Origin of the sequence: Fibrisoma montanum (assembly GCF_003583365.1) — a bacterium.
Classification (GTDB): Bacteria; Bacteroidota; Bacteroidia; order Cytophagales; family Spirosomataceae; genus Fibrisoma; species Fibrisoma montanum.
The window spans coordinates 71589-95370 of sequence record NZ_QXED01000015.1; the positions used below are offsets into that span (position 1 = coordinate 71589).

Annotated in this window: 13 protein-coding genes; 5 read left to right on the forward strand and 8 right to left on the reverse strand. The window is 57.3% G+C overall.

The genetic code is table 11. The features are described 5' to 3' along the window. The first annotated feature begins 420 nt into the window (after positions 1 to 420). Positions 421 to 10860, forward strand: a complete 10440-nt coding sequence (locus tag DYU11_RS30750; RefSeq protein WP_119671584.1) for a hypothetical protein — start codon at positions 421 to 423, stop codon at positions 10858 to 10860. Between the two features lie 21 nt (positions 10861 to 10881). Here the strand turns inward: DYU11_RS30750 and DYU11_RS30755 are convergent, their stop codons facing one another. The 8 genes from DYU11_RS30755 to DYU11_RS30790 form a co-directional block, all read right to left on the reverse strand. Next, positions 10882 to 12243 (reverse strand): nucleotide disphospho-sugar-binding domain-containing protein, encoded by a 1362-nt coding sequence (locus tag DYU11_RS30755; protein ID WP_119671585.1) that lies wholly within the window; start codon positions 12241 to 12243, stop codon positions 10882 to 10884. Positions 12244 to 12619: 376 nt separating this feature from the next. Next, the gene (locus tag DYU11_RS30760) at positions 12620 to 13879 is read right to left on the reverse strand and encodes a hypothetical protein (protein WP_119671586.1); all 1260 of its coding nucleotides are present in this window, start codon (positions 13877 to 13879) and stop codon (positions 12620 to 12622) included. 70 nt (positions 13880 to 13949) lie between these two features. Further along, positions 13950 to 14249 carry a winged helix-turn-helix domain-containing protein gene (locus tag DYU11_RS30765; RefSeq protein WP_119671587.1) on the reverse strand — a complete coding sequence of 100 codons (300 nt, stop codon included), beginning with the start codon at positions 14247 to 14249 and terminating at the stop codon, positions 13950 to 13952. Further along, positions 14246 to 14899, reverse strand: a complete 654-nt coding sequence (locus DYU11_RS30770; RefSeq protein WP_119671588.1) for a hypothetical protein — start codon at positions 14897 to 14899, stop codon at positions 14246 to 14248. The genes DYU11_RS30765 and DYU11_RS30770 overlap by 4 nt, the downstream gene beginning before the upstream one ends. A gap of 24 nt (positions 14900 to 14923) precedes the next feature. Beyond that, positions 14924 to 15310: a diacylglycerol kinase family protein gene (locus DYU11_RS30775; RefSeq protein ID WP_119671589.1), complete on the reverse strand. Its 387-nt coding sequence runs from the start codon at positions 15308 to 15310 to the stop codon at positions 14924 to 14926. Beyond that, on the reverse strand, positions 15303 to 16613 hold the full coding sequence (locus tag DYU11_RS30780; RefSeq protein ID WP_229366131.1) for a B12-binding domain-containing radical SAM protein: 1311 nt from the start codon (positions 16611 to 16613) through the stop codon (positions 15303 to 15305). The genes DYU11_RS30775 and DYU11_RS30780 overlap by 8 nt, the downstream gene beginning before the upstream one ends. A gap of 240 nt (positions 16614 to 16853) precedes the next feature. Next, on the reverse strand, positions 16854 to 17555 hold the full coding sequence (locus DYU11_RS30785) for a DUF1361 domain-containing protein (RefSeq protein WP_119671590.1): 702 nt from the start codon (positions 17553 to 17555) through the stop codon (positions 16854 to 16856). 82 nt (positions 17556 to 17637) lie between these two features. Then, complete coding sequence (locus tag DYU11_RS30790) at positions 17638 to 18894, reverse strand: MFS transporter (protein WP_119671591.1); 1257 nt, start codon at positions 18892 to 18894, stop codon at positions 17638 to 17640. A 238-nt stretch (positions 18895 to 19132) separates the two neighbouring features. On the opposite strand from DYU11_RS30790, the gene DYU11_RS30795 reads away from it, so the two are divergent. From DYU11_RS30795 to DYU11_RS30810, 4 genes are all read left to right on the forward strand, one after another. Next, positions 19133 to 20509 (forward strand): DUF1800 domain-containing protein, encoded by a 1377-nt coding sequence (locus DYU11_RS30795; RefSeq protein WP_119671592.1) that lies wholly within the window; start codon positions 19133 to 19135, stop codon positions 20507 to 20509. 80 nt (positions 20510 to 20589) lie between these two features. Continuing rightward, positions 20590 to 22131: a DUF1501 domain-containing protein gene (locus tag DYU11_RS30800; protein ID WP_119671593.1), complete on the forward strand. Its 1542-nt coding sequence runs from the start codon at positions 20590 to 20592 to the stop codon at positions 22129 to 22131. Between the two features lie 77 nt (positions 22132 to 22208). Then, complete coding sequence (gene mazG / locus DYU11_RS30805) at positions 22209 to 23039, forward strand: nucleoside triphosphate pyrophosphohydrolase (RefSeq protein ID WP_199736843.1); 831 nt, start codon at positions 22209 to 22211, stop codon at positions 23037 to 23039. Next, a complete protein-coding gene (locus DYU11_RS30810; protein ID WP_119671594.1) occupies positions 23036 to 23770 on the forward strand; it encodes a metallophosphoesterase family protein in 735 nt (244 codons plus the stop codon). The genes mazG and DYU11_RS30810 overlap by 4 nt, the downstream gene beginning before the upstream one ends. Positions 23771 to 23782: the final 12 nt, after the last annotated feature.

Genomic DNA, 23782 nt, shown 5'->3' on the forward strand with positions numbered 1-23782 from the left:
TAACTGAGCCGCTTTTTTGTTGCCCAGGGGTAGCTAGGCCTGAACGGCAATGACGGCAAAGTTCATACCAACTCTACCAACCTGATGTGAACTAGGCATTTCGTCCCGGAATAAATAGCGCTTGTTGCTATTGTGCCGACACCCGGACTGGTCCGCCGGAGCGGGGAGTCTTCGGCGGCTGGCGGTTAGTCAACTTCACCCGAAGTTTCATCCGGGCGCTGGAGTAGCAAAACAGAAATCTGCAACCAATTGATAAACAATCATTTGATATTTGCTTTATTCAGAGCTCACGCCAGCCTGTGTTAGAAAAGCCGGATTGGTAGGGAACTGACCCGGCTAACCAGATTTACAGACTACGAACGAGCCTTACTTCTTTGGCATGTATTTTGAACCGGTAGGACGGTTACCACCCGTTTGTGTATGCCGAAATTCTACATGCTCAATGTTTCCTCTCTTCATCGCATCCTGAGTCAGATTGGGCTGATGCTGGTGCTCGTGGGTGGTATGACCATCAGTACGGCTACGCCTTTGTTGGCTCAATCGGTTGAGATCTGCAACAATAACATCGACGATGACGGCGATAACCTCATTGATTGTCAGGATCCTGACTGCCCGGAATGCGCCCAGTCGATCGAGTGCGGTACGTCCAATACGTGCTATATGCCGCCCATCTACGGCAACCCAACCACGGCCAACGCCAGTTATTTTGGGTCGCAGGACCTTGTTCTGTCGACCAACGCTCCCTTTACGACCGTGCGCATCCGGACGCCGGATGGGTCCTACGACCAGACCGTTGTCGTAACCTCGACCGGCTCGACCATCGTATCGCTCCCGACCAGCCTGACCGGTGGCCAGACGGTGGTAATGACCAATACGGTAAATACCATCCAGCGGAACCGTGGCCTGATCATTACTTCCGACGAACCCATTCAGGCAACCTACCGGCTGACGGCTTCACTGAACCAGGATATCGTACCGCTAAAATGCCGGGCGGCTCTTGGCTATGCGTTTTACGCCGGCAGCCAGACCCGCCTGACAACGACCAACAACAACCTGGACGAGCGCCATTTCGTAGGCGTTATGGCGACGCAGAACAACACCGTCGTGACGTTCCGGTTACCGCCTTCCGCTGCAGGGGCACCCACCAGTGTAACCTCCCTGCAGGGCATTACCACGTTTCCGCACACCGTAACGCTGAACGCCGGCGATACGTACCTGGTGTCGACCCGCATAATCGGTACGACTAACTCAGAAAACCGGTCGGTTGCGGGCGTGCTGGTTACGTCGAACCAGCCGATTGTGGTTAACTCCGGTTCTCAGCACAACGGGCAGCCGTATAGCGGTAACAAAGACGCGGGGATCGACCAGTTGGTGCCGGCCCGAACCACCGGCCAGAGCTACGTGGCGGTACACGGTCAGAATACGACCGCTAATTCCGACTACATATTCGTGGTCGGTATCGAGCGGGGCACAACAGTTACGGTTACCGGTCCTACCACAGCGTCGGGCACGACCATTGCCACGTTGGCAACGGCTACCATTAACAACGGTGAAGTGTTTACCTATAACCTGCCAAACTATCCGAACCGGGCTTTTACCATCACTACGTCCAGGCGGGCGTATACGTATCAGGTATCGTCCTATGCGGCCAATGAGTTCGGGATGGGTATTCTGCCGACCATCAACCCCTGTAACGGCAGCAGGCGTATCGATTTTTACCGAACCAGCAGCGGGTCCAACGACCAGGCCATCGTGACGATTCCGCAGACGGGCCTGTCGTCTCTGCGCTTCAGGGGGCAGCCGTATACAAGCTTCGGTACCGTTGTCGATAACGTCACGGTAGGGGGCGTTCCGCAGGCCATCGTCAGTTTTCCGAACGGCTCGATTGCCTCGGCTGGTACGGTCAATACCGTTACTTCCAACGAGCGGTTTCAGGTTGGCGTGGTCAGCAATACGGGTGGTACAAACACCGGTAACTTTGGCTTTTACTCCAATTACGATGCCCGTGTTGACGTACTAAACCCCGACAATAACCTGCCCGACGATTTTTATACCGCTGCCGAAGTCACACCGGGACAGGCCGTTACGCGCTGTCTGCGCCTGACCAGTTGCGGCACCCGGAACCGGATCACCAGCATTGTGGGCGGCTCTCTGACGCAGTCCGTAACCTTTTCGCAGGATAGCTGCATTACGTACACGATGCGGGCGAATGCGCCGGCCTGTTCGCGCGATACAATCCGCGTGGCCGTCGAAAACGAGATTGGCCGGCAGGGTACCGTTTGTCTGGAGTTCGTAAATCGGAACAGCGATCTCACCGTCAATATTTTGCCGGCAAACCCACTGATTTGTCTGCCGGGTGGTACTGCCTCGCTGACGGCCGTGGCCACCAGCTCGAACAGCAACTATACGTACCAATGGATTACGCCGGACAAGCAGATTCTGACCACCCGGGTTATTTCGACTACGGCTGTCGGGCGATTTAACCTAACCGTCACCAACGCCCAGGGGTGCCGGGACACGACATCGGTGGTTATGCAGGGAGAAACTCCGACGCTGAGTTTTGCGGGCGGATCTGCAACGGCCTGTACCGGTACAACCGTCACCTACAACCTGGCCGGTAGTTCAGGAACCTATAGCTGGTCGGTTACCAACGGAACCATCACGGCGGGCGGTACGCCAACCAGCACCAGTGTGACGGTTCGGTGGACCGGGGCAACACCCGGAACCGTCCGGGCAACCGTCACAACGCCGAACGGTTGTACGGCTGCGGTGACGCAATCCGTGACCGTATTTGCGCAACCAACGCTGACCGTAGCTACCCAGAACCCACGATGCAACGGCAGTGCCGACGGCCAGGTAAATCTAACGGTAGCCGGGGGCACATCACCGTATACATTCCGGTGGAGCAACGGCGCCACCACCGAAGACCTGGCGGCCGTAACGGCGGGTACGTACTCGGTGACGGTAACAGACCGGAATACCTGCGCTGCGTCGCCCACGCCCTTGTCGGTTACGCTTACCCAGCCCACGGCCATCAGCCTAAACACCGCCGTAACGAATCTGTCGTGCAGCGGGGCGACAACCGGCACCATCAACCTGACGGCAACGGGGGGGACACCGGCCTACGCGTACCGATGGAGCAACGGAGCCACCACCCAGAACCTGACGGGGGTGACGGCCGGAACTTATTCCGTAACGGTGACCGACGCCAACAGTTGTACGGCCACCACCTCGGCCACCATTGCTCAGCCGCCCGCCCTGCGCGTAGCCCTCGATAAGCAGGATGTTCTCTGCAACGGAACCAGCACCGGTTCGGTCAGCCTGACGGTTACGGGCGGTACACCGGCTTACACCTATCGCTGGAACAACGGGGCCACCACCCAGAACCTGCCGGCTGTTCCGGCGGGAGCGTACTCGGTGACGGTGGCCGATGCCAATAGCTGTACCGTGACCGGCTCGATCGTGGTCAGCCAGCCACCGGCGCTGACGCTCACTACCCAATCAACGCCGGTTCGCTGCTTCGGCGGTGCTACGGGGGCCATATCACTGGCTGCGGCCGGGGGCACGCCCGCATACACGTACCGGTGGAGCAACGGGGCCACCACCCAGAGCCTGAACGGAATTGTAGCCGGGACGTATTCCGTTACCGTGACCGATGCCAATAGCTGTACGGCGACGGCATCGGCCACGGTAACGCAGCCAACGGCCTTAAACCTGAGCACGACGCAACAAAACCCGTCCTGTTTCGGTAATGCAAACGGGAGTATCAATCTGACCGTAACGGGCGGCACACAGCCCTACCAGTATCGCTGGTCGGATGGGGTGCTGACCGAAGACCGATCAGCACTGGTTGCCGGGGTGTACTCGGTTACTGCTACGGATAACAACAACTGTTCGGCGATTACGTCGGTAACGCTGACGCAGCCGGCCGCCCTGACCATAGGATCGGTGGTTACCAATGTGGCCTGCGCCGGTGGTGCCACGGGAGCCATCAGCCTGACGGTGACCGGCGGAACGCCTGCCTATACCTATCGCTGGGCCGATGGCCCGACTACGGCTAACCGTACCAATCTGGCTGCTGGCACGTATCAGGTTACGGTTACCGACGCGCAGGGTTGCCTCAGCAGCCGCACCTTCGTGGTGGATGAACCGCAGCCGCTGCAACTGAGCCGGACGTTCACAAATGTGCGGTGTTCGGGCGGTACCGATGGCAGTATCGACCTGTCGGTGGTAGGCGGAACGCAGCCTTATACGTACCGCTGGACTACCGGTGCCACTACGCAGGATCTTACGGGGCTGGTAGCGGGCACCTATTCGGTGACCGTTACGGATGCAAATAGCTGCTCGGCCGCTATAAGTACTACCATCACGCAGCCAGTGGCGCTGAGCCTCAATACCCAGGTGACGGGTGTTGCCTGCAACGGGGGAGCCAGCGGAGCCATTAATCTGTCCGTCAACGGCGGTACGTTGCCGTATCAGTTCCGCTGGACAACCGGCGCGACGACCGAAGATGTGTCGGGCCTGACGGCCGGCGTATACTCGGTTACGGTAACGGATGCCAATCTGTGTACGGCCACAACGTCCGTAACGGTGACGCAGCCGTCGGCCCTGACCCTGCTGACCGATGCCACGAATCCGTCCTGCTTCGGCAGCGCCGACGGAGCCGTTAGCCTGACTGTACTGGGCGGGACCGTTCCCGATACCTACCAGTGGAGCAACGGCGCGACGGTCGAAGACCTGATCGGCCTGACCGCCGGGGTATATTCGGTCACCGTGACGGATGTGAACAACTGCACCATAACCACGTCGGTGTCGCTGACGCAGCCGGCCGTCCTGAGCCTGACGACATCCTCAACGAACGTAGCCTGCAATGGTGCCCGAACCGGCGCCATTAACCTGACCGTATCCGGGGGCACTACGCCTTATCGCTACGCCTGGAGCAATACCAGTGGGCTACCCGGTGCGACGACTGAAGACCTGACTGGTCTGTCGGCCGGAACGTATACCGTCATCGTGACCGATGCAAATGGCTGTACGGCTACTACCTCCGTAACCATTACTGAACCCCCGGCGCTGGCTGTTCAACTCACCGAGCAGGATGCCGCCTGCAACGGGGCCGCTAATGGTTCGGTTAACCTGACCGTTAGCGGGGGTACGCCCGCGTATACGTACCGGTGGAGCAACGGGGCCACGACCGAAGATCTGACCGGTCTGGTGGCCGGCACGTATTCCGTAACGGTGACGGATGCCAATAGCTGCACCATCGGTGGTTCCGTTGTGGTGGCGCAGCCCACCGCGCTGAGTCTGACCACGCAGGTGACCCCGGTACGTTGCTTCGGTGGGACAGACGGCTCAGTCCGGCTGGCCGTCGCGGGAGGGACACTGCCCTACGCGTTCCGCTGGTCGAGTGGCGCAACCACCGAAGATATTACAGGGGTATCGGCCGGGGTGTATTCCGTGACGGTAACCGACGCCAACCTATGTACCGGCGTTACGTCGGTGACCGTTGGGCAACCGGCCGCCCTGAGTATTGCCGCCGTCACCCAGAACGTTGGCTGCTTTGATCAGGCAACGGGCAGCATCAGCGTGACCGTAACGGGCGGTATTGCACCGTATGAATACAACTGGAACGATAATGTCAGCACCCCCAATCGGCAGGGTCTCGTAGCCGGTACGTACTCCGTAACGGTGACCGACAACAACCTGTGTACGGTGATCCGGTCTTTTACGTTATCCCAGCCCGATTCGCTGAATATCAGCGAGGTAGTCAGGCCCGTGTCCTGCAAAGGCGGCTCCGATGGAGCCATCGATCTGACCGTAACGGGCGGTACGACCCCGTATCAATACGCCTGGACTAATGCCGCCGGGCAACCGGTCGCGACCACCCAGGACCTGGAAAATATCCCGGCGGGTAATTACACCGTAACGGTAACCGATGCGGCCGGGTGCCAGCGCCGATTCACTTCGGCCGTTACCGAGCCGGACCCCCTCATCGTCGAAGCAATGCCCAGCAATCTGCAGTGCAGTGGTCAGACGGGCAGCATTACGCCGACTGTTCGCGGAGGCACTGAACCGTACAGCTATCTGTGGAGTAACGGCGCCACTACGTCGAGCGTATTTGGCTTGCCGCCCGGCTCTTATACATTGGTTGTGACCGACGCCAACGGGTGCCGGGCCTCGCTGCAAACCGTGATTACGCAGCCACCGCCGTTTGCCGTCAGCGTTCAGGTTACGCCTGAAACCTGCAACGACAGTGCCGACGGGGCCATTAACCTGACCGTCGAGGGAGCGACGCCACCGTATCTGTTCCGCTGGTCAACCGGCGCGACGACCGAAGACCTGACCGGCCTGACCGCCGGGGTGTATTCCGTGACGGTAACCGATCGGAACGGATGTACCGAAACCGTAATGGCTACCGTTGAGGAGCCACCGGCGCTCGTACTCAGTGCCACGCAGGTGAACAACGCCTGCTTCCAGGGACGTACCGGCAGCATTGACCTGACCGTAACGGGCGGCACGGCTCCGTACCAATACCGCTGGTCGGATTCGCTGACGACCCAGGACCGAATCAATCTGGAAGCCGGCACGTACGTTGTGACGGTGACGGACAATAACGGCTGCGTACAAAGCCTGTCGGTGGTAATCACGCAACCCCCAGCCATAACGATCAACGTCGTTGAGCAGGACGTATCCTGCAACGGCGGCAACAACGGCCTCATTCGGCTGACCGTGACGGGCGGCACCGGTGCTTACACGTATCGGTGGAATACCGGCGCGACCACCGCTGAAATCAATGGCTTAACCGCCGGTATTTATTCCGTAACGGTGACCGATGCCAACAGTTGTACGGCTACCGAGCGGGTCGTGGTCAATCAGCCAACGGCGCTGAGTCTATCGGCAGCTGATCAGGATGTTCGTTGCTTTGGCGGGAACGACGGCTCAATCCAGCTGGCGGTTTCGGGGGGGACGGCACCCTACGGTTATTCGTGGAACAACGGCGCTACAACCGAAAACCTGTCCGGGCTGACGGCCGGGGTGTATTCAGTAACCGTGACCGACGCCAACGGCTGCACCATTAGCCTGACTGAAGCGATCACCCAGCCGGCAGCCCTGAGTATTGCCGCCCAGCAAACGAATGTTCGCTGCTTCGGTGGCGACGACGGAACCATCAGCCTGACGGTTACCGGGGGTACATTACCGTACGAATACGAATGGGCGGACGGGGCGGCAACCCGAACCCGCCAGGGCCTGAGCGCCGGGGTGTACTCGCTGACGGTTATGGACGGTAATAACTGCATTACGAGCCTGAGCATTACCATCAGTGAGCCACCCGCCCTGGCCTTGCAGGCTCAAGTGCAGCCGGTAGCCTGTGCCGGTGGTGCCACGGGGGCCATCAGCCTGACGGTATCGGGCGGCACGGCTCCGTACAGTTATTCCTGGAATACGGGAACCACAAGCCAGAACCTGACCGGACTGACGGCGGGAACGTATCAGGTTACGATCTCTGATGCGAACGGATGCCGCCTGACCCGCAGCTTTACCATCGACGAGCCGACCGAACTACAGTTAAGTAATAGCTTTACGAATGTCAGCTGCTTCGGTGGGCAGAATGGAACCATCGACCTGACCGTAGCGGGCGGAACCCAGCCGTACGGCTATCGATGGACCAACGGCGCGACGACCGAAGATGTGTCGGGCCTGACGGCCGGCGTATACTCGGTTACGGTGACCGACGCCAATCTGTGTACGGCGACCATGTCCGTCACGATTTCGCAGCCGCAACCCCTCAGCCTGAGCGCGCAGGCAACACCGGTTACCTGTTTTGGCCGCGCGGACGGTGCCATTCAACTGGCCGTTTCGGGCGGTACGCAACCGTACGTCTATCAGTGGAGCAACGGCGCCACGACCGAAGATCTGACGAGTCTGATCGCTGGAATTTATTCAGTAACCGTTACGGATAGCAACGGCTGTACAGCCGGTACGTCGGTGACCGTCACGCAGCCGACCGAACTAAGCCTGACGTACCAGTCGGAGGATCCGGATTGTTTCGGGGCATCTGACGGTGCTATCCGGCTCTCGATTGCGGGCGGTACGCAGCCGTACACGATTCGATGGAACACGGGTGCCACGACCGAGGACCTGGCTAACCTGGTGGCGAGTGTCTATTCCGTCACCGTCACGGATACCAACGGCTGTACGGCCGGTACGTCCGTTACCCTGACGCAGCCTACGGCGCTGAGCCTGACGGCTTCGGCTACGAACGTGGTCTGCAATGGAGCGGCAACCGGCCAGATCAACCTGACCGTCAATGGTGGGACCACCCCGTATCTGTATAGCTGGAACACCGGCGCGACCAGCGAGGACCTTTCCAGTTTGTTGGCCGGGGTGTATTCGGTCACCGTTACGGATGCGAATCTCTGTACGGCAATTACCTCCGTCACGATCACCCAGCCGCCGGCCCTGACGCTGGCGCTGACCGAGCAGGATGTACGCTGCAACGGTGGCAATACGGGCAGTATCAACCTGACCGTTAGCGGGGGGACACCCGCGTACACGTACCGGTGGAGCAACGGCGCTATCACCGAAGACCTGACCGGTCTGGTGGCCGGGGCGTATTCCGTCACGGTAACCGATGCGAACAGTTGCACCGCGACTGGAGCTGTCGTAATTAGTCAGCCCACAGCTTTGACCGTAACGGAAACCAGCCAGAACGTTCGCTGTTTCGGCGGGAACGAAGGATTCATCCAACTGGCCGTTTCGGGCGGTACCCAGCCGTATTCGTACCAGTGGAGCAACGGGGCCACGAGTCAGAACCTGACGGGGCTTATTGCCGGCGTGTACTCCGTAACGGTGTCGGATGCCAACGGTTGTACGCAGGCCGTTTCCGAAACCATTACGCAGCCAACGGCACTGAGCCTTTCGGCCCAAACGACCAGCGTTCGCTGCTTTGGCGGCTCCGATGGAACCATCAACCTGACCGTAACGGGCGGCACGGCCCCGTATCAATTCGAATGGGCCGACGGTACGGCTACGGAAGATCGGCAGGGACTGGCCGCCGGAACGTATTCGTTGACGGTGCTGGACGCCAATAACTGCGTTTCGAGCCTGAGCATAACGATCGGTCAACCACCGGCGCTGGCCCTGCAGGCCCAGGTGCAGCCGGTAGCCTGTGCCGGTGGGGCCACGGGGGCCATCAGCCTGACGGTATCGGGCGGCACGGCTCCGTACAGTTATTCCTGGAACACAGGCGCAACCACCGCCGGCCTGACGGGATTGACCGCGGGCAGCTATCAGGTTACCATCACCGATGCTAACGGCTGTCTGCTGACGCGTGGCTTTACGGTTATTGAACCGGCTCCGCTGCGGCTCAGCAGTAACGAAGCCGATGTCAGTTGTTTTGGTGGCTCAAACGGCAGCATCACCCTGACCGTCGGGGGCGGTACACAGCCGTATGCATACCAATGGAACACGGGCGCAACTACCGCCAATCTAAGCGGGCTGACGGCCGGGGTTTACTCCGTCACCGTCACCGACGCAAACCTATGTACCGGCGCTCTGTCGTTCACAATCAGTCAGCCAACGGCATTGAGTTTGTCGGCGCAGACGACTCCGGCGCTTTGCAACGGCACGAACACCGGCACCATTAACCTCACACCCGCGGGGGGAACCGCTCCCTACACGTATCAATGGAGTACGGGCGCCACCACCGAAGACCTCGACAGTCTGTCGGCTGGTCAGTACGTCGTCACGGTAACCGATCGGAATGCCTGCGTTCAATCGCTGACCGTGACGATCGGCCAGCCGGATGCGCTGGTGCTGACCTTTACCACCCGGAACATCCGCTGCGAAGGCGATCTGACCGGCCAGATTAACCTGACCGTAACCGGCGGAACCACTCCGTACACGTATGCCTGGACAAACACCACCGGCCAGCCCGTTGCTACGACCGAAGACCTGGACAACCTCGGGGCGGGGCTTTATCAGGTGGTCGTCACTGATGCAAATGGCTGCCGCGATAGTACCCGGATCACCATTACTGAACCGTTCCGGCTGGAATTTGAAGGGTTCGTGACCAACGTAACGTGCTTCAGCGGCAATACCGGTAGTATTGCCATCAATACCCGCGGGGGAACACCACCTTACCGCTTCCTCTGGAACGACGGCGTCACGACCGAAGACCGCACGCAACTGGTGGCCGGTACGTACTCGCTGACCGTGACGGATGCCAATGACTGTCAGTTCTCGCAGGCTTTCGGAGTGGGCCAGCCCGCGGGTTTCCCGGTTGTTACGGCCGGCAGCAATGCGCCGATCTGTTCGGGGGATACGCTCCGGCTGACGGCCACGACCAGTGTGTCGGCTACGTATCGCTGGACTGGTCCGGCCAACTTCACCGCCAACGTAGCCAACCCAACCCTGGCGAATGCAACCACGGCCAACGTGGGTCTGTACATCGTCACGATCACGGATTCAACCGGTTGTTCGGGGTCTGATTCGGTCAATGTGATCATCAATCAGCGACAGGCCTTCAACGCGTCGACGGTATCGCCCACCTGCGTCGGGGCAACACCCCAGGCGGATGGCCGGCTTGTGCTGGGCGGCTTCAACCCCGCCGACCGCTATGACTTCACGGTGGGCCCAACCTACACGGGGCCGGCTACCGGTCCGGCGGGATTGCCAACCATACCCGCCAACGGCGTTATTGCGCAGAACCTGGCCAATCCAGCCAGTCCGCAGCCGTATACCGTGCGGGTGTTCAGCGACAACGGCTGCTTTCGGGATGTTACGGTCGTGCTGGTACCGAGCACCTGCGAGTGCCCGGAGATCTGCGTACCGGTAAGTCTGCAAAAAATTTCGCGGTAGCAGGCAGCCTGGAAAGATGGTTCAGGAGTTGGTCAACTGCGGAGCGGCCTCGTAGCGGAGCAGTTTCAGGACAGCCGCTTCCTGGCGCGGGGTGTTGGCCATGATCTGCTGCTGTACGGACCGGACGCGCTCTGCGTAGGCGGTCTGATCGGCAAGCAGCATACTCATCTGCCAGCGGATTACGTTCGGATCGGCTTTACGCAGTTCGCCGGCCAGACCCAGCCGGTGGTACAGCACCCGGCCCACGTTCCCCACCTGATCGCTGGTCAGGTTCAGCGGGTAGACGAGCATGGGCACCCCGGCGGCAAGACATTCCGTTACGGAACCGATGCCGCCATGCGTCAGCATCAGATCACAATGGGGGAGTAGTTCGGGCTGCGGCACGTGCGCAAACAGGTGGATATGAGCGGGCAGCGACAAATCGGACTGAGCAGCCAGCAGTTTGTTGGCAATGATTACCTGAACGCCCGAGAGGGGGCGCACGGCTTCCACTACCTGATTCAGGAACCGGACCGCTACGTCGGCCTGATCGGCGCTGAGTGTTCCCAGAGCCACCAGGATTACTTTGTCCTCACCGCTCAACACCGGCGCCATACCTTTCCAGAACGCAGTATTGTCGGTGGTATCCCGGCGCTGGTAAGGCCGGGTCAGGAAGAATTCCGTAGCGGCCTGCCGGAACCAGGGGTATTCAAACGCCTGGGGGGTCATGTAAATCGATGGGACGCCCCGCACAATATCGTAAAGGGCGTTGTTGCGTCGGTCCAGACGGCGCTTGTCAACGCCAAATTTCCGGCCCCAGCGCCCGACAAAATACAAGTCGTTCTTACCGAGAAAAACGCCCTCGCGCAGCCACCGTCCGACCCGTCGGCGCATCAGGTGTTTCTCCCACGACCACCAGCTGTAGACCCGGTCGCGGAGCGAATTGGAACTTGGAGTCGGGTCGGTCATGGGGGGCAGACCGGGCGCGCGTCGGGTGGGGGGCTTGATGTGCAGAAAACAAACCTGCGGCACCAGGTGCTGAATGAGGTAATAATAGTAGTTCAGGTGCTCGTCGACCAGAACATGATCCGGTTGTACGGCCTCCAGAACGCCTTCGATGGAACGTACTTTTTCCAGAAACTCGCGGTACCGCTGCCGGCCGAACTGCCGGCTTCGGATGGTCCGTTTCAGGTGTTCGAGGCTTTCGTGGCGGTTAACAACGTAGTACTCGATGAGGTAGTCCAGCTCTACAAACGCAAACCCCTGCGATTCGATGTGGTCGCGCAGGTACGCAGTTCCCGTAAAAACAACCCGGTAATCGTGGGCTCGAAGCAGATCGGCCAGTCGGAAAAAGCCATTGTAATGGCTGGGCAGCGGATTAATCAGGAACAGAACGGTCTTCATCGAATAAGCTGGAAAAAAGGCACGTGTCGAAGTTCCGAAAATTTGGAACGTGGGCCCGGTCAGAAAGCGGTAGAGTTTGCGCTTATTTTCTGAGCGGTTGTTTTCTTTCCTTTTTGACTCGCTTTGTTCGATCAGGTAACGTCAATAAAGCCAAATTCGAGCCTGCTTCGCTGGTTTTATGGCGTCTTCATGGACCCGTTGGCCCTCCGGGAAATAGGTGTAAACCGGTGTAAGGAACCCCAAACGTATCGAATGGCAGCAACCTGTTTAGCACGTAACAGACCCACTTGGCTGGTACAATCAACAGGGGCGTTTTTGTCATGCTGACGAAACCGGATGGCCGGTACCGGAGCATGACAAAAACAACCGAATGCCCTTACTTGAAATCAAACAGAACGGGAAACAGGAAGGTCACGATGACAGTCCACAACGAGTAAACCGGTAAAAATCCGGCTATGACGTTCCCGACGTTTTCAACGCGCAAGGCTGCCCCTTTCTGACTGTTTCGAACGGCTTGAAAAAGGGTACGCGTGACCAGAACCAGATTGACCAGAATCAACACGTTGCTGCCCAGAACAGCGAGCCGATTCGGGGTAATGCCCCATTCGGTTATTCGGTATAAAATGGCCGACAGCGCAATGCCATTCACGATGATGGTTGTAAGGGCCAGCACAAACAGCAGCAGTACTTCATTCCGGTTGTGGGCTGCCTTCGACGATTCGGCCACGGAAAACAGAATCAGGGCCATGACCCCAAGCAGGAGCAGGTTGAACACGATCAGAAAGTCGCGGTCTGTGAACGGGTCTTTCCCCGACGTAACGATGGCAACCAGAAAAGCGATGATCGTAAGCAGCGCCAGCGGGGTAAAGAGCCGGGCGATAACGGGCGAGACCCGGCCGACCAGCTGCGGATTGCTGCGCACCAGATACGTACCGACAAAGGGCGCAGCCGATACTCCGAAAACGACGACGTATTGTCCGTAGAATTTCTCGATGTTAATCTGTATGGAATGAAATAATCCGATCGTAAGCGCCGTGAACAGGATGCCGGCAATGGCGATCAGAGCCAGCATCACCGCCAGATCGCCATTGTAACGTAAAAAGTCGAGTCGTTTCCGATGGTCGGCTACCTTATCACCAACGAAACTGAAACCCAGCAGCGTCCACAGGAAAAGGGGCAGGTGAATACAGGCCAGAATCAACGTATCGCTTTTGGTTGCAACGGGTAGCTTATTGATATACAGCAGCGAAAGCAGCGTTATCGAGGCTACCTGGATGATCCTGTTCACAGGGCTTTTCTGCGCCCGGAGGAAGTACGCCATCAGCAGCGGCAGCACAATGAAGGCTACGTTTCTCGAATAGAAGTACTCTTCATTGATCGACAGCAGTTCGGGCAGTTTCGCAATGAGTCCGGCCAGCACCGAGGCAATGATGGTAAACGTCTGTTCATTGGTCGAGTCCCGCGCAATCCCCGGGCCTCCGTAGTTCAGGCGTTCGTACCAGACCGCAGCCGTCTTGTTATGTTTCAATTCTTCATAAATCGAGTTGAACGACTGCGTAAAGGCGGTTTGATTGTCCCGGTACAGTACTTCAAGCTGCCGGGGATTGTCCAGATTATTCAAGATGGCCTCTCTCATGGATGTGGTCGTTTTGGAGTTACAACAGAGTACCGTTTGTGAATGAGTACGTTAGTTACGGGGTAGATGGTTACAGGTTTTTGATAAATTCTTCCAGGGCATTCAGGTGGTCGCTGAACGCCTGCCGACCGGCGTCGGTGGCCGAATACGTCGTATTGGGTTTGCGACCGACGAATTGCTTCTGCACGGCAACATAACCGGCTTCCTCCAGCGCCCGCAGGTGGGTCGCGAGGTTGCCGTCGGTGAGACTGAGCAGTTCTTTGAGAGCATTGAAACTGAGCGACTCATTTACGACCAGAACGGACATGATGCTCAGCCGCGCTTTGCTCTCAAAGGCTTTGTTAAACTGCGCTAACAGGTTCTTGATCATGCCGTATCCGTTTTACGTTCGTACTTATACCACATGGCAAGCCCATACACGATGTGCAGGACCCCGAAACCGAGCGCCCAGGCCAGCAGATTGATTCCGGTAACAAACAGGGACAGCAAACCAAGGGCGATTTCGCAATAGCCCAGCGATTCAACGTCGCGGTGGGTGTACTTACTGCCGTTCAGCAGCGCCAGGCCGTAGAAAATAAGCGTCGTGGGGAACGTCAGCCAGACCAGATTATACCGGATAAGGGCCAGACAGACCAGCCCACCCGTCGCCAGGGGCACCATCAACGCCCACAGCAGCCGCCGGGAGCTCGCATTCCAGACACTCAGCCCCTGCCGACGTGCCCGGCGAACCGTAAAAAACGTACCAGTCAACAAGGCGAGCACCAGTACGGCAAGGGCATCCGTGATGAGGAACGTGACCAGATCGTGCCGGGTGGTGGTCGATGCCATAATTGGCCGGTCGTAGATGGCAAGGGGGTACAATTCGGCCGCTTTCCGCAGCGAAACGACGCCCACGCCCGCCAGCGCGATAATGCCCGCCGACACGCCCGACAAACCACTTAAAGACAAAAATTTGGAAGAGCGCTCCATCAGGCTGCGAATTTCGGTCAGCGTCTGGAGGTGTTCGCGCGATTCAGACATGGTCAAGGTTGGATGAAAACGGATTTAACGAATAGCATACTGGCTGTATAAAAGGTCGACCAGTTTTCCGCCCAGGATAATGACACCGACAACGGCAGACGTAATGGCCAGCACCAGAACGGCCCCCGACGAGAGGTCCTTAACGGCTTTGACGGTCGGGTGGAGTTCCGGCATAACCAGATCGCAAAGTTTTTCGAGGGCGGTATTAAAGGCTTCGGCCGCCCAGATCAGCCCGATCTGAGTCAGAATAATCGCCCATTCCGTCCGCGCCAGACCTAACCAAAGGCCGGCGATAATCACAAGCAGCGCGATGAGCAAATGCACTTTCGCGTTGTTCTCATACCGAAACAGGTCAACAATACCCTGCCCGGCAAACCGGAAGCTACGAATAACCTTGCGAACGTTAATCATGGAACACAGGAGCAGAATCCGCTACGGTTGTCGGTGAACCGACCGATAATCGGGCGAACCTACCTTTATCGTTCGCCAAGTTAGGTTGAATCTCGGTTTTTATCTTCGACAGAATCGATTCCAGTACAGGCAGCATCGTATTAAGCTGCTTTGTTTTGATGATAAAATTCCAGACAGGCTCAAATTTCTTCCAGCCACCCGCGTAAAGCAGGTGCTTTAGTTTGTGCTTGTTCGACGCATGCGTCATGCCTGATGCAATGATATTGGTCCAGCTATAAAATTCTTTGTAGGCCCAGTCATACCCATGCTTCAGCTGGTCGGCCGTCAGCCGTGTGGTTCGATAAACGACATGCCGGGTGTCGTACAGATTCCAGTCATGGGTTACGATGCGGTTTTCCGCTACCATCGTCTTGTACAGGTTGGTACCCGGGTAAGGCGTCAGGATATGGTACGTAGCTGTGGTGATGCCGTGCTCGACGCCCCAGTCAACCGTTCTTTTGAAGACGTCGTTGTCATCTTCATCCAGACCAAAGACAAAACTACCGTTAATCATAATGCCAAGCGAATGCAGGCGTTCTACAGCACTGGTGTAGTCTTTTGCCAGATTCTGCTTCTTGTTACTTTGCTTCAGGTTGGCAGGTGAAAACGTTTCAAATCCAATGAATACGCTTCTCAATCCAGCGTCTGCGGCTTTTTCAATTAAATTTCCGCGAAGGATGGAATCAATGGTTGCGGCTCCCTGAAAGACTCGATTCATCCCTTGCATCCCATCGAACAATGCTCTGGCAAATCCGGCATTACCCAGAAGATGATCGTCGAGGAAATACAGATGCCGACCGGGAAGGCGCTCGATCTCCTGAAGCGCCTGGTCGACCAGTTGGGTGTAAAAGGTTCTGCCTCCCTCAAAAAAGGCGTCTTTATAACAAAAATCGCAATGGTGTGGACAGCCGCGGGTAACAACAATTGAATTGGGAACCAGATACCGATCCCGTTTGATTAAATCACGCCGGACCGGAGGAATGTTGTCGAGCGTTCTGACGGGTGAACTATATCTGCGTTTGGGAACACCCTGTCTGAAATCGCTCAAAAAGGTGGGAAATGACTGGTCGCCCGGGCCAAGAAAAATACTGTCGGCATGCTGAGCAGCTTCATCCGGCATGGAAGTTACGTGTAGCCCGCCCAGGATGACGTAAGCTCCGCGAAGGCGGTAGTGATCAGCAATGGCGTACGCTCGATAGGCATTCGTTATGTACACCTGAATAACGACAAGGTCCGGATAGTCGTCGAGTTGTAAGGTCTCCACGTGCTGATCCTGTAAGTCAACCTCGTCGTCAGGGGCCAAGTGAGCGGCCAGGGTAGCTAAGCCAAGTGGCGGAAAAAGGGAATATTTAATCGGCCGCCAAAACGGACTCTCAGCTTCTGCTAACGCCGGTAAGATCATTTTTACCTTCAAAGCTTTCATAGATAAGTGTGGAACAAAACCGCCGGGCGCACATTGACGGCCAGATAAACTCTACGAAGTACCTCCCCGAAAGCGGGCGATTCAGGCTTTAGCATCGCTATCCTGCTCAACGTACCAGTGAAAAGCCACGTACAGTACCGTCAGCACAAAACCGTACGACAGGGTCAGTTTCATACTCAGGTGATCCTGGTAGGAGCTTGTTACGGCATTCAGCAGCGACGACGGCCTGGTCAGGATATGCCAGCTATTCCAGCGGCCGAACCGACCCAGGTAAATCCCAAAGCCTGACAGGAGCTGGCAACCGATCATCAGCAGCCAGGCGAGGCCCCAACCCGTTAAGGGGCGGATCATCCGGTGGACCAGCAAGGTTGAATACAGGCCCGCCAGCAGACCCGTCAGGGCAAACAGAAACAAGGTCATGGTGTCGAACCACAACAACGAGTCCTGTAGGTTCTTGATGTGAAACAGGTCGGTAATGATGTACGGGGCATTCGGAACGAACGCCAGCCAGCCGGCCAATCCGGCGATCAGCAGCCACGTTTGGCGAAAACCAGCCGCCCGCAGATCGCGCAGCACCAGCACCACACCCAGCGGAAACCACGCCAGGAACAGGTTCCACGTGAGCATGATGAAAAACCACCAGTTGCCGGTCAGCAGCCCGCGGGTGATCAGCAAGCTCAGGCCGGCTCCGGTGAGCAGGGTCAGTGCCTGCAGGCCACGGCTGTTCGATATGGACTGGAAGGGGGAGCGGTACGTGCCTAACGTCTGAGCAAAATTGTTCATGGTGTAAAAGTACTTTGTATTGCAAAGTAAATGAATAAATGAAATGCCAGTCAAGAAGACCGGCAAATTATTTTTTAGTGGGTCAGTTCGTCACCACTGCCGTGCGGAAAAACCGGGTGAAAAAGCCCCAGCCAACCAATACCATCGAGCCCGCAACCACGATGGGGAGGTACACGTTGATCGTATCCATATAAGCCGCGATGATGGGCGGCAGGGCAAAAGCCGCCGACAAAACCGACTGGTTAATGCCCAGCGTCTGCCCCTGTTCCTGCGCGCCCGCGCTCTGCGACACCAGCGCCGTGGAGTTAGGAGAGGTCAGGCCCTGAAAAAGGGCCATAATCGGCACGACCAGAAACAGTTGCCAGCTTTCCTGAGGCAGCAGGAACAACCATAAGGCAAACCCAAGACCCAGCACGCTGAACCGAAGTATCTGCTGGGGAGCGTACAAACTGGCTACCCGACGTACCACCGTGCCCTGCATGAGCGCTACCCACAGACCGACGTAGGCAAAGTACCGCCCGATCTGGGTCTGGTTGTAGTCAAATACTTTGATCAGGATCACCTGGAAAAACTGGGTGTAGAAATTAAAGCCCAGCGAATAGAAAAACACACCCAGAAACAGAATGCGCAGCCGCTGGTTGGTAAATGCTTCCGACAGGTTTCTGACGCCGGTCAGGAGCGTAACTGGTCGATCAACAGGGTGTTGCAGGGTTTCGCGGAAGTTCAGTACGACCAGCAGCATGTTGATCAGCGAGAGCAGGGCCGCGGCCAGAAACGGCGTCGTGAAATTGAACCAGGATACGGTGTTCGGGTTGGCCAGTTCGCCACCCAGGGCCGGCCCGATGATGAATCCCAACCCAAAAGCCACCCCGGTCAGGCCGAAGTTTTTGGCCCGGGACTGCGCATCACTCACGTCGGCAATGGCCGATTGAATAACCGACAGGTTGCCCCCGCCAATGCCGTAGATGGTCCGGCTCAAAAACAACAACGGGACACTTTTCAGATAGATACCCAGGGCGAAAACCAGGTATCCGGTGAAAGTCAGGCTCAGCGACGCCAGCAGAACCTTCTTTCGGCCGTAGCGATCCGACAGAGCACCGAGCAGGGGGCCGCTGAAAAAACCGGCGATGGAAAACACGGCAATCAGCACACCCAGAAGCAGCGTACGTTCGGTTTCAGTGTAACTGGCCGGCAGCATACCCGACTCCGGCCGGAGCAGCAACGGCGCGATGATGGGATTGGCAATGCCAACGCCAACCAGATCCAGAAAAACGGTGAAAAATATGGTGCCCAGCCGGAGCCTGTTTGACGAGTTCTGGGATGAAGCGGGGGTGTTCATACACAGGATAACTACCAGCCGGGGTAAATTCTTTCGCCATTCGCCAGAACTTATCGGATGGTTTGGCACCCCGCCGGCCGCTAAAAATTTAATGCGTTGCTTTTTCGTTAATTCGCCCGCCCTTTGATTGAGTTTCTTACATTTAGCTGTTGATTATCAACACGTTATGTTAAAATAATTACTCATTCGAACCTCTGTTGTAACTGTTAATAGAAGTCAAAGGTAAACATGTTACTATATGCCGGTGTGGAATGTTGAAACGGCTCGTCACCTATTGTCGCGGTGCTTATTCGGTTACACACGTAACGATTTGCGTAAAGCTCTATCGTTCGCGTCGGCTGATGCGTTTGTTCGCAACGAGTTGCTGGCCGATCTGCCGCTGCCTGCTCCGCCCGATACGTGGGTGACCGAACCGCCCGTCGCCAACAACGCCAGAGTGGATGGGGAGCGCTACAAAGAACTGACCAACTGGTGGCTGAACCGGATGCTGACCGAAGGGACCAGCATGCGCGAAAAAATGGTCCTGTTCTGGCATAATCACTTTACGTCCGATCGCCAGAAGGTGAACTATCCGCAGCACATGTACCAGCAGAATGCCCTGTTCCGGCGGCACGTATTCGGCGATTTCCGGCAGTTCGTTAAGGACGTAACCGTCGATCCGGCCATGCTGATTTACCTCGATGGCCGGCAGAACAACAAAAACGCGCCGAACGAGAACTACGCCCGGGAACTGATGGAACTCTTCACGCTGGGCATTGGCGATGGAACGACTGCCAACTATACCGAAGCCGACGTAAAACAGGCCGCCCTGGCGCTGACCGGCTGGCGGGTGGATGGGCTGAAGGCGGTATTTAACAGAGCGAACTTTGCCGACCGCGACAAGACATTTCTGGGTAAAACCGGCAACTTTACGTACACGGACATTGTCGATGTCATTCTGACGAAAGACGCCGTCGCTGACTTCATCAGCCGGAAGCTCTTCCGAGAATTCGTGTATCACCAGCCCAACGAAGCCTTCGTCAAACAGATGGCGACCGTTTTCCGGCAGGCCAATTACCAGATCAGGCCCCTGCTGCAGTTTCTGCTGACGTCGGAGGAGTTTTACAAGCCAGACTACCGGGGGGCCAAAATCAAATCGCCTACCGAGCTGCTGGTTGGAACGGTGAAAGAACTCGGTATCGAAAAGCCCGACTGGACTTACCTCGCTGACATGGGCAAAACGCTCCAGCAGCAGCTATTTCAACCACCCGACGTAGCAGGCTGGCCGGGGCAGCGCGACTGGATCAGCTCCAACACCTACCCGGCTCGGGGCGGTTTTACCGACTCGGTCACAAACGGCCGCCGGGCCAATGGACAGGCGTTGTCGTTCGCCCTCAATCCGCTTGCCTACGCCCGAAGCTTTGCCAGTGCTGAGCAGGCCGAACTGTTCGTGAAAGACGTAACGGACTGGCTGCTCCGGTTTCCGCTCAGCGAAACACGGCGGAAACAACTGCTGGACACCCTGCTCGACGGTACCATTGCGGCCAACTGGTCTACCAACACACCCATGGCGGACATCCGTATCCAGAAGTTTATCAAGGCAGTCATGCGCCAGCCCGAGTATCAACTTACATAAAAGGAGAAAGGGAGGAAAGGAGAAGGAAGACCGGGTCCTTTCCTCCCCTTCCTCCTTTCCTCCCTTCTTTCCCTCTCTTTATGAACCGTAAGGACTTTCTACGACAACTGGGTTTGCTGACGGGCGGAGTTGCCTTCGGGATAGAGGGCATACCGGTCCGGGCGTATGCGCACAGCCCGCTGCTGTTCGACCTCGACTGCACGAACGGCAACGTACTGGTGCTGGTGCAGTTGCAGGGCGGCAACGATGGCCTGAACACGGTCGTGCCTTACGAAAACGATGTGTACTACCAGAAACGCCCGACGATTGCCATTCCAAAGGATAAAGTATTGAAACTGAGTAGTCAGCTTGGTTTCAATCCGGCGCTGGCTGCCTTCCGGGAGTTATACGATAACGCCCAGTTGTCTGTTGTCCAGAACGTTGGCTACCAGTCGCCGAACCGGTCGCATTTCCGCTCGACGGACATCTGGCTGTCGGGATCGGACGCGAACCAGGTATTGACGGAGGGCTGGGTGGGGCGCTACCTGACCAGTCGGTTCCCGGCTTACCCCGTCACACTGCCCGAGCAGCCGATGGCCATTCAGCTCGGATCGGTCGAGTCGATGCTGCTGCAAAGCGAACTGGGTTCGATGGGTACCGTGTTCGATAACCCCAATGCCTTCTACGAACTGGTGAAAGGCAGCAGTACCGACAGCGATGCCATTCCGAACACCGTAGCGGGGGAGGAGCTGAAGTTTCTGCGCCAGGTAGCGGCACAGTCTGTGCAGTACTCCGACGTGATTAAGAAGAAGGCCGATATCGGTAAAAACCAGGTTACGTATCCCAACACGGGGCTGGGCAAACAACTGGCCATTGTGGCCGAACTCATCGCCGGCGGCCTGACTACCCCTGTTTATCTGACTACCCTCGGTGGTTTCGATACCCACGCCAATCAGGTTACCGCCGGGAACGTAACGAGCGGACAACACGCTACCCTGCTCAGAACCGTAGCTGAAGCGGTAGCCGCTTTCCAGAAAGACCTCACTAAACAGAATCTGGCCGACCGCGTAACGGTGATGACGTTCTCTGAGTTTGGTCGGCGGGTCAACCAGAACGGTACGACCGGCACGGACCACGGCACCGCTGCCCCCCTGTTTGTCGTCGGCAAGCCGGTTCGGGGTGGTATTGTCGGCGCAGCCCCCGATTTGAAAGACCTCGACAGCAGCGGGGATCTGAAATTCAAAAACGACTACCGGCAGGTCTACGCCAGTGTGCTGCAGGATCATCTGGGCGTCGATGATTCAGCCACCCGGACGATTCTGGGGCGGAATTTCGACTCCCTGCCTATTTTCCGGCAGGCACCGGCCTTGCGGGTCACGGAAGGAACGTTTGCGCTTGGCCAGAACACACCAAATCCATTCTCAGACGTAACAGAAATTCAGTTTACCGTACAAACCGCCCAGTACGTCCGGCTGACGTTGTACGATATGCAGGGCCGGGAGCTATCCGTGCTGCGCGAGGGCCGGGTCGACGCGGGCAACTACACGGTGCCGGTCAGCGGGTATGGCCTGGCGGCCGGGCATTATCTCTACAGTCTGCAAACCGACGGTGGGCGGGCTGTGAAGCGACTCATGAAAGTATAACAGGAAAAGAACGCAGAGAGCCGGATAAACCATCCGGCTTTTTTGTTAGGTCCAAAAGGAATGGGCAAATTTGTAGTATGACAACCAACAACCTGGACGAGAAAATTGACGCGATGACGCCCCGCCGACGGGAGCAGCTGCTGGCCTTCGATCGGCTGCTGACCATCATGGACGAATTGCGTGAGCAATGTCCCTGGGACCGTAAGCAGACCTGGGAAAGCCTTCGCCACCTGACCATCGAGGAAACGTACGAACTGTCTGATGCCATTCTGGAAAACGACGCGCCCGAAGTGCGGAAGGAACTGGGAGATCTGCTGCTGCACCTGGTATTTTACGCCCGGATTGCGTCGGAAACGGGGGCATTCGACATCGCCGACGTACTGAACGGGATTTGCGAGAAGCTGATCAGCCGGCACCCGCACATCTACGGTAACACGAAAGCCGAAACGGAAGAAGAAGTTAAACAGAACTGGGAGCAGCTGAAACTCAAAGAAGGCAACAAATCCGTGCTGGGTGGCGTACCGGGGTCACTGCCGGCGCTGGTCAAAGCCATGCGCATTCAGGAAAAAGCCCGGGGTGCCGGCTTCGACTGGGAAGAGAAGCAGCAGGTCTGGGAAAAGGTTGAGGAGGAAATGCAGGAGTTTAAGGCCGAGTTCAACGCAGAGAAAAACGAAGCCATTGACCGCCAGCGCGCGGAGGGCGAATTCGGCGATCTGCTGTTCTCGCTGGTCAACTACGCCCGTTTCATCGACATCAACCCCGAAACGGCGCTGGAGCGAACCAACAAGAAATTCATCAGGCGATTCCAGTACCTTGAGGCCAGGGCCAAAGAAAGTGGACGGGATCTAAAGGATATGACGCTGGCGGAGATGGATGTGTTCTGGAACGAAGCGAAAACAGCCCTATGAGAGTTGCGTTCATTACTGATCTGCACATCGGGGCCGAAGGCGAAAAACCCATGGACGTTGATGTGCGCCAGAATTTTCTGAATGCGCTGGCGTTTCTGCCTGAAGTCAATCCGGCCTGCCTCGTTATCGGGGGGGACATCTGCTACCAGACCGGCGACCGCACGATCTACCAGTGGGTCCGTCAGCAGGTAAGTCGGCTGCGATTTCCGTGTTATTACATTGCCGGCAACCACGACGATTCTACGCTGCTGGCGGAGGAAATGAACCTGACGCATAACCTTCAGGACGGTGAACTGTATTATGCCCTGCCGCTGGAAGGTTACCCGTCGCTGTTCCTCGATACGTCCCGCGGAACCATGTCCCCGACGCAGTGGGAGTGGCTGCGGGAACATCTGCTGGTGCTGAAGGACAACAACGTACTGGTGTTCATGCATCACCCACCCGTCGAAGCCGATGTCCGGTACATGGACACTACGTACCCGTTTCAGCAGGGCGACCAGTTTTTGTCGCTGGTGAAGGAACTGCCCTGCCACGTAACGGTGGTCTGCGGGCATTATCATGTCGAAAAGACCGTACTGCGCGGCAACCTGACCGAACTGATTACGCCCTCCCTGTTTTTTCAGATGAAGCACGATCCGGCTCACGATGCCGTCATCGATCATTACCGCATCGCCGTTCGGGAACTCAATTTAACCTCCCACGGCACCAACAGTACAGTGCACTATCTTTAACCGATTGAGTTG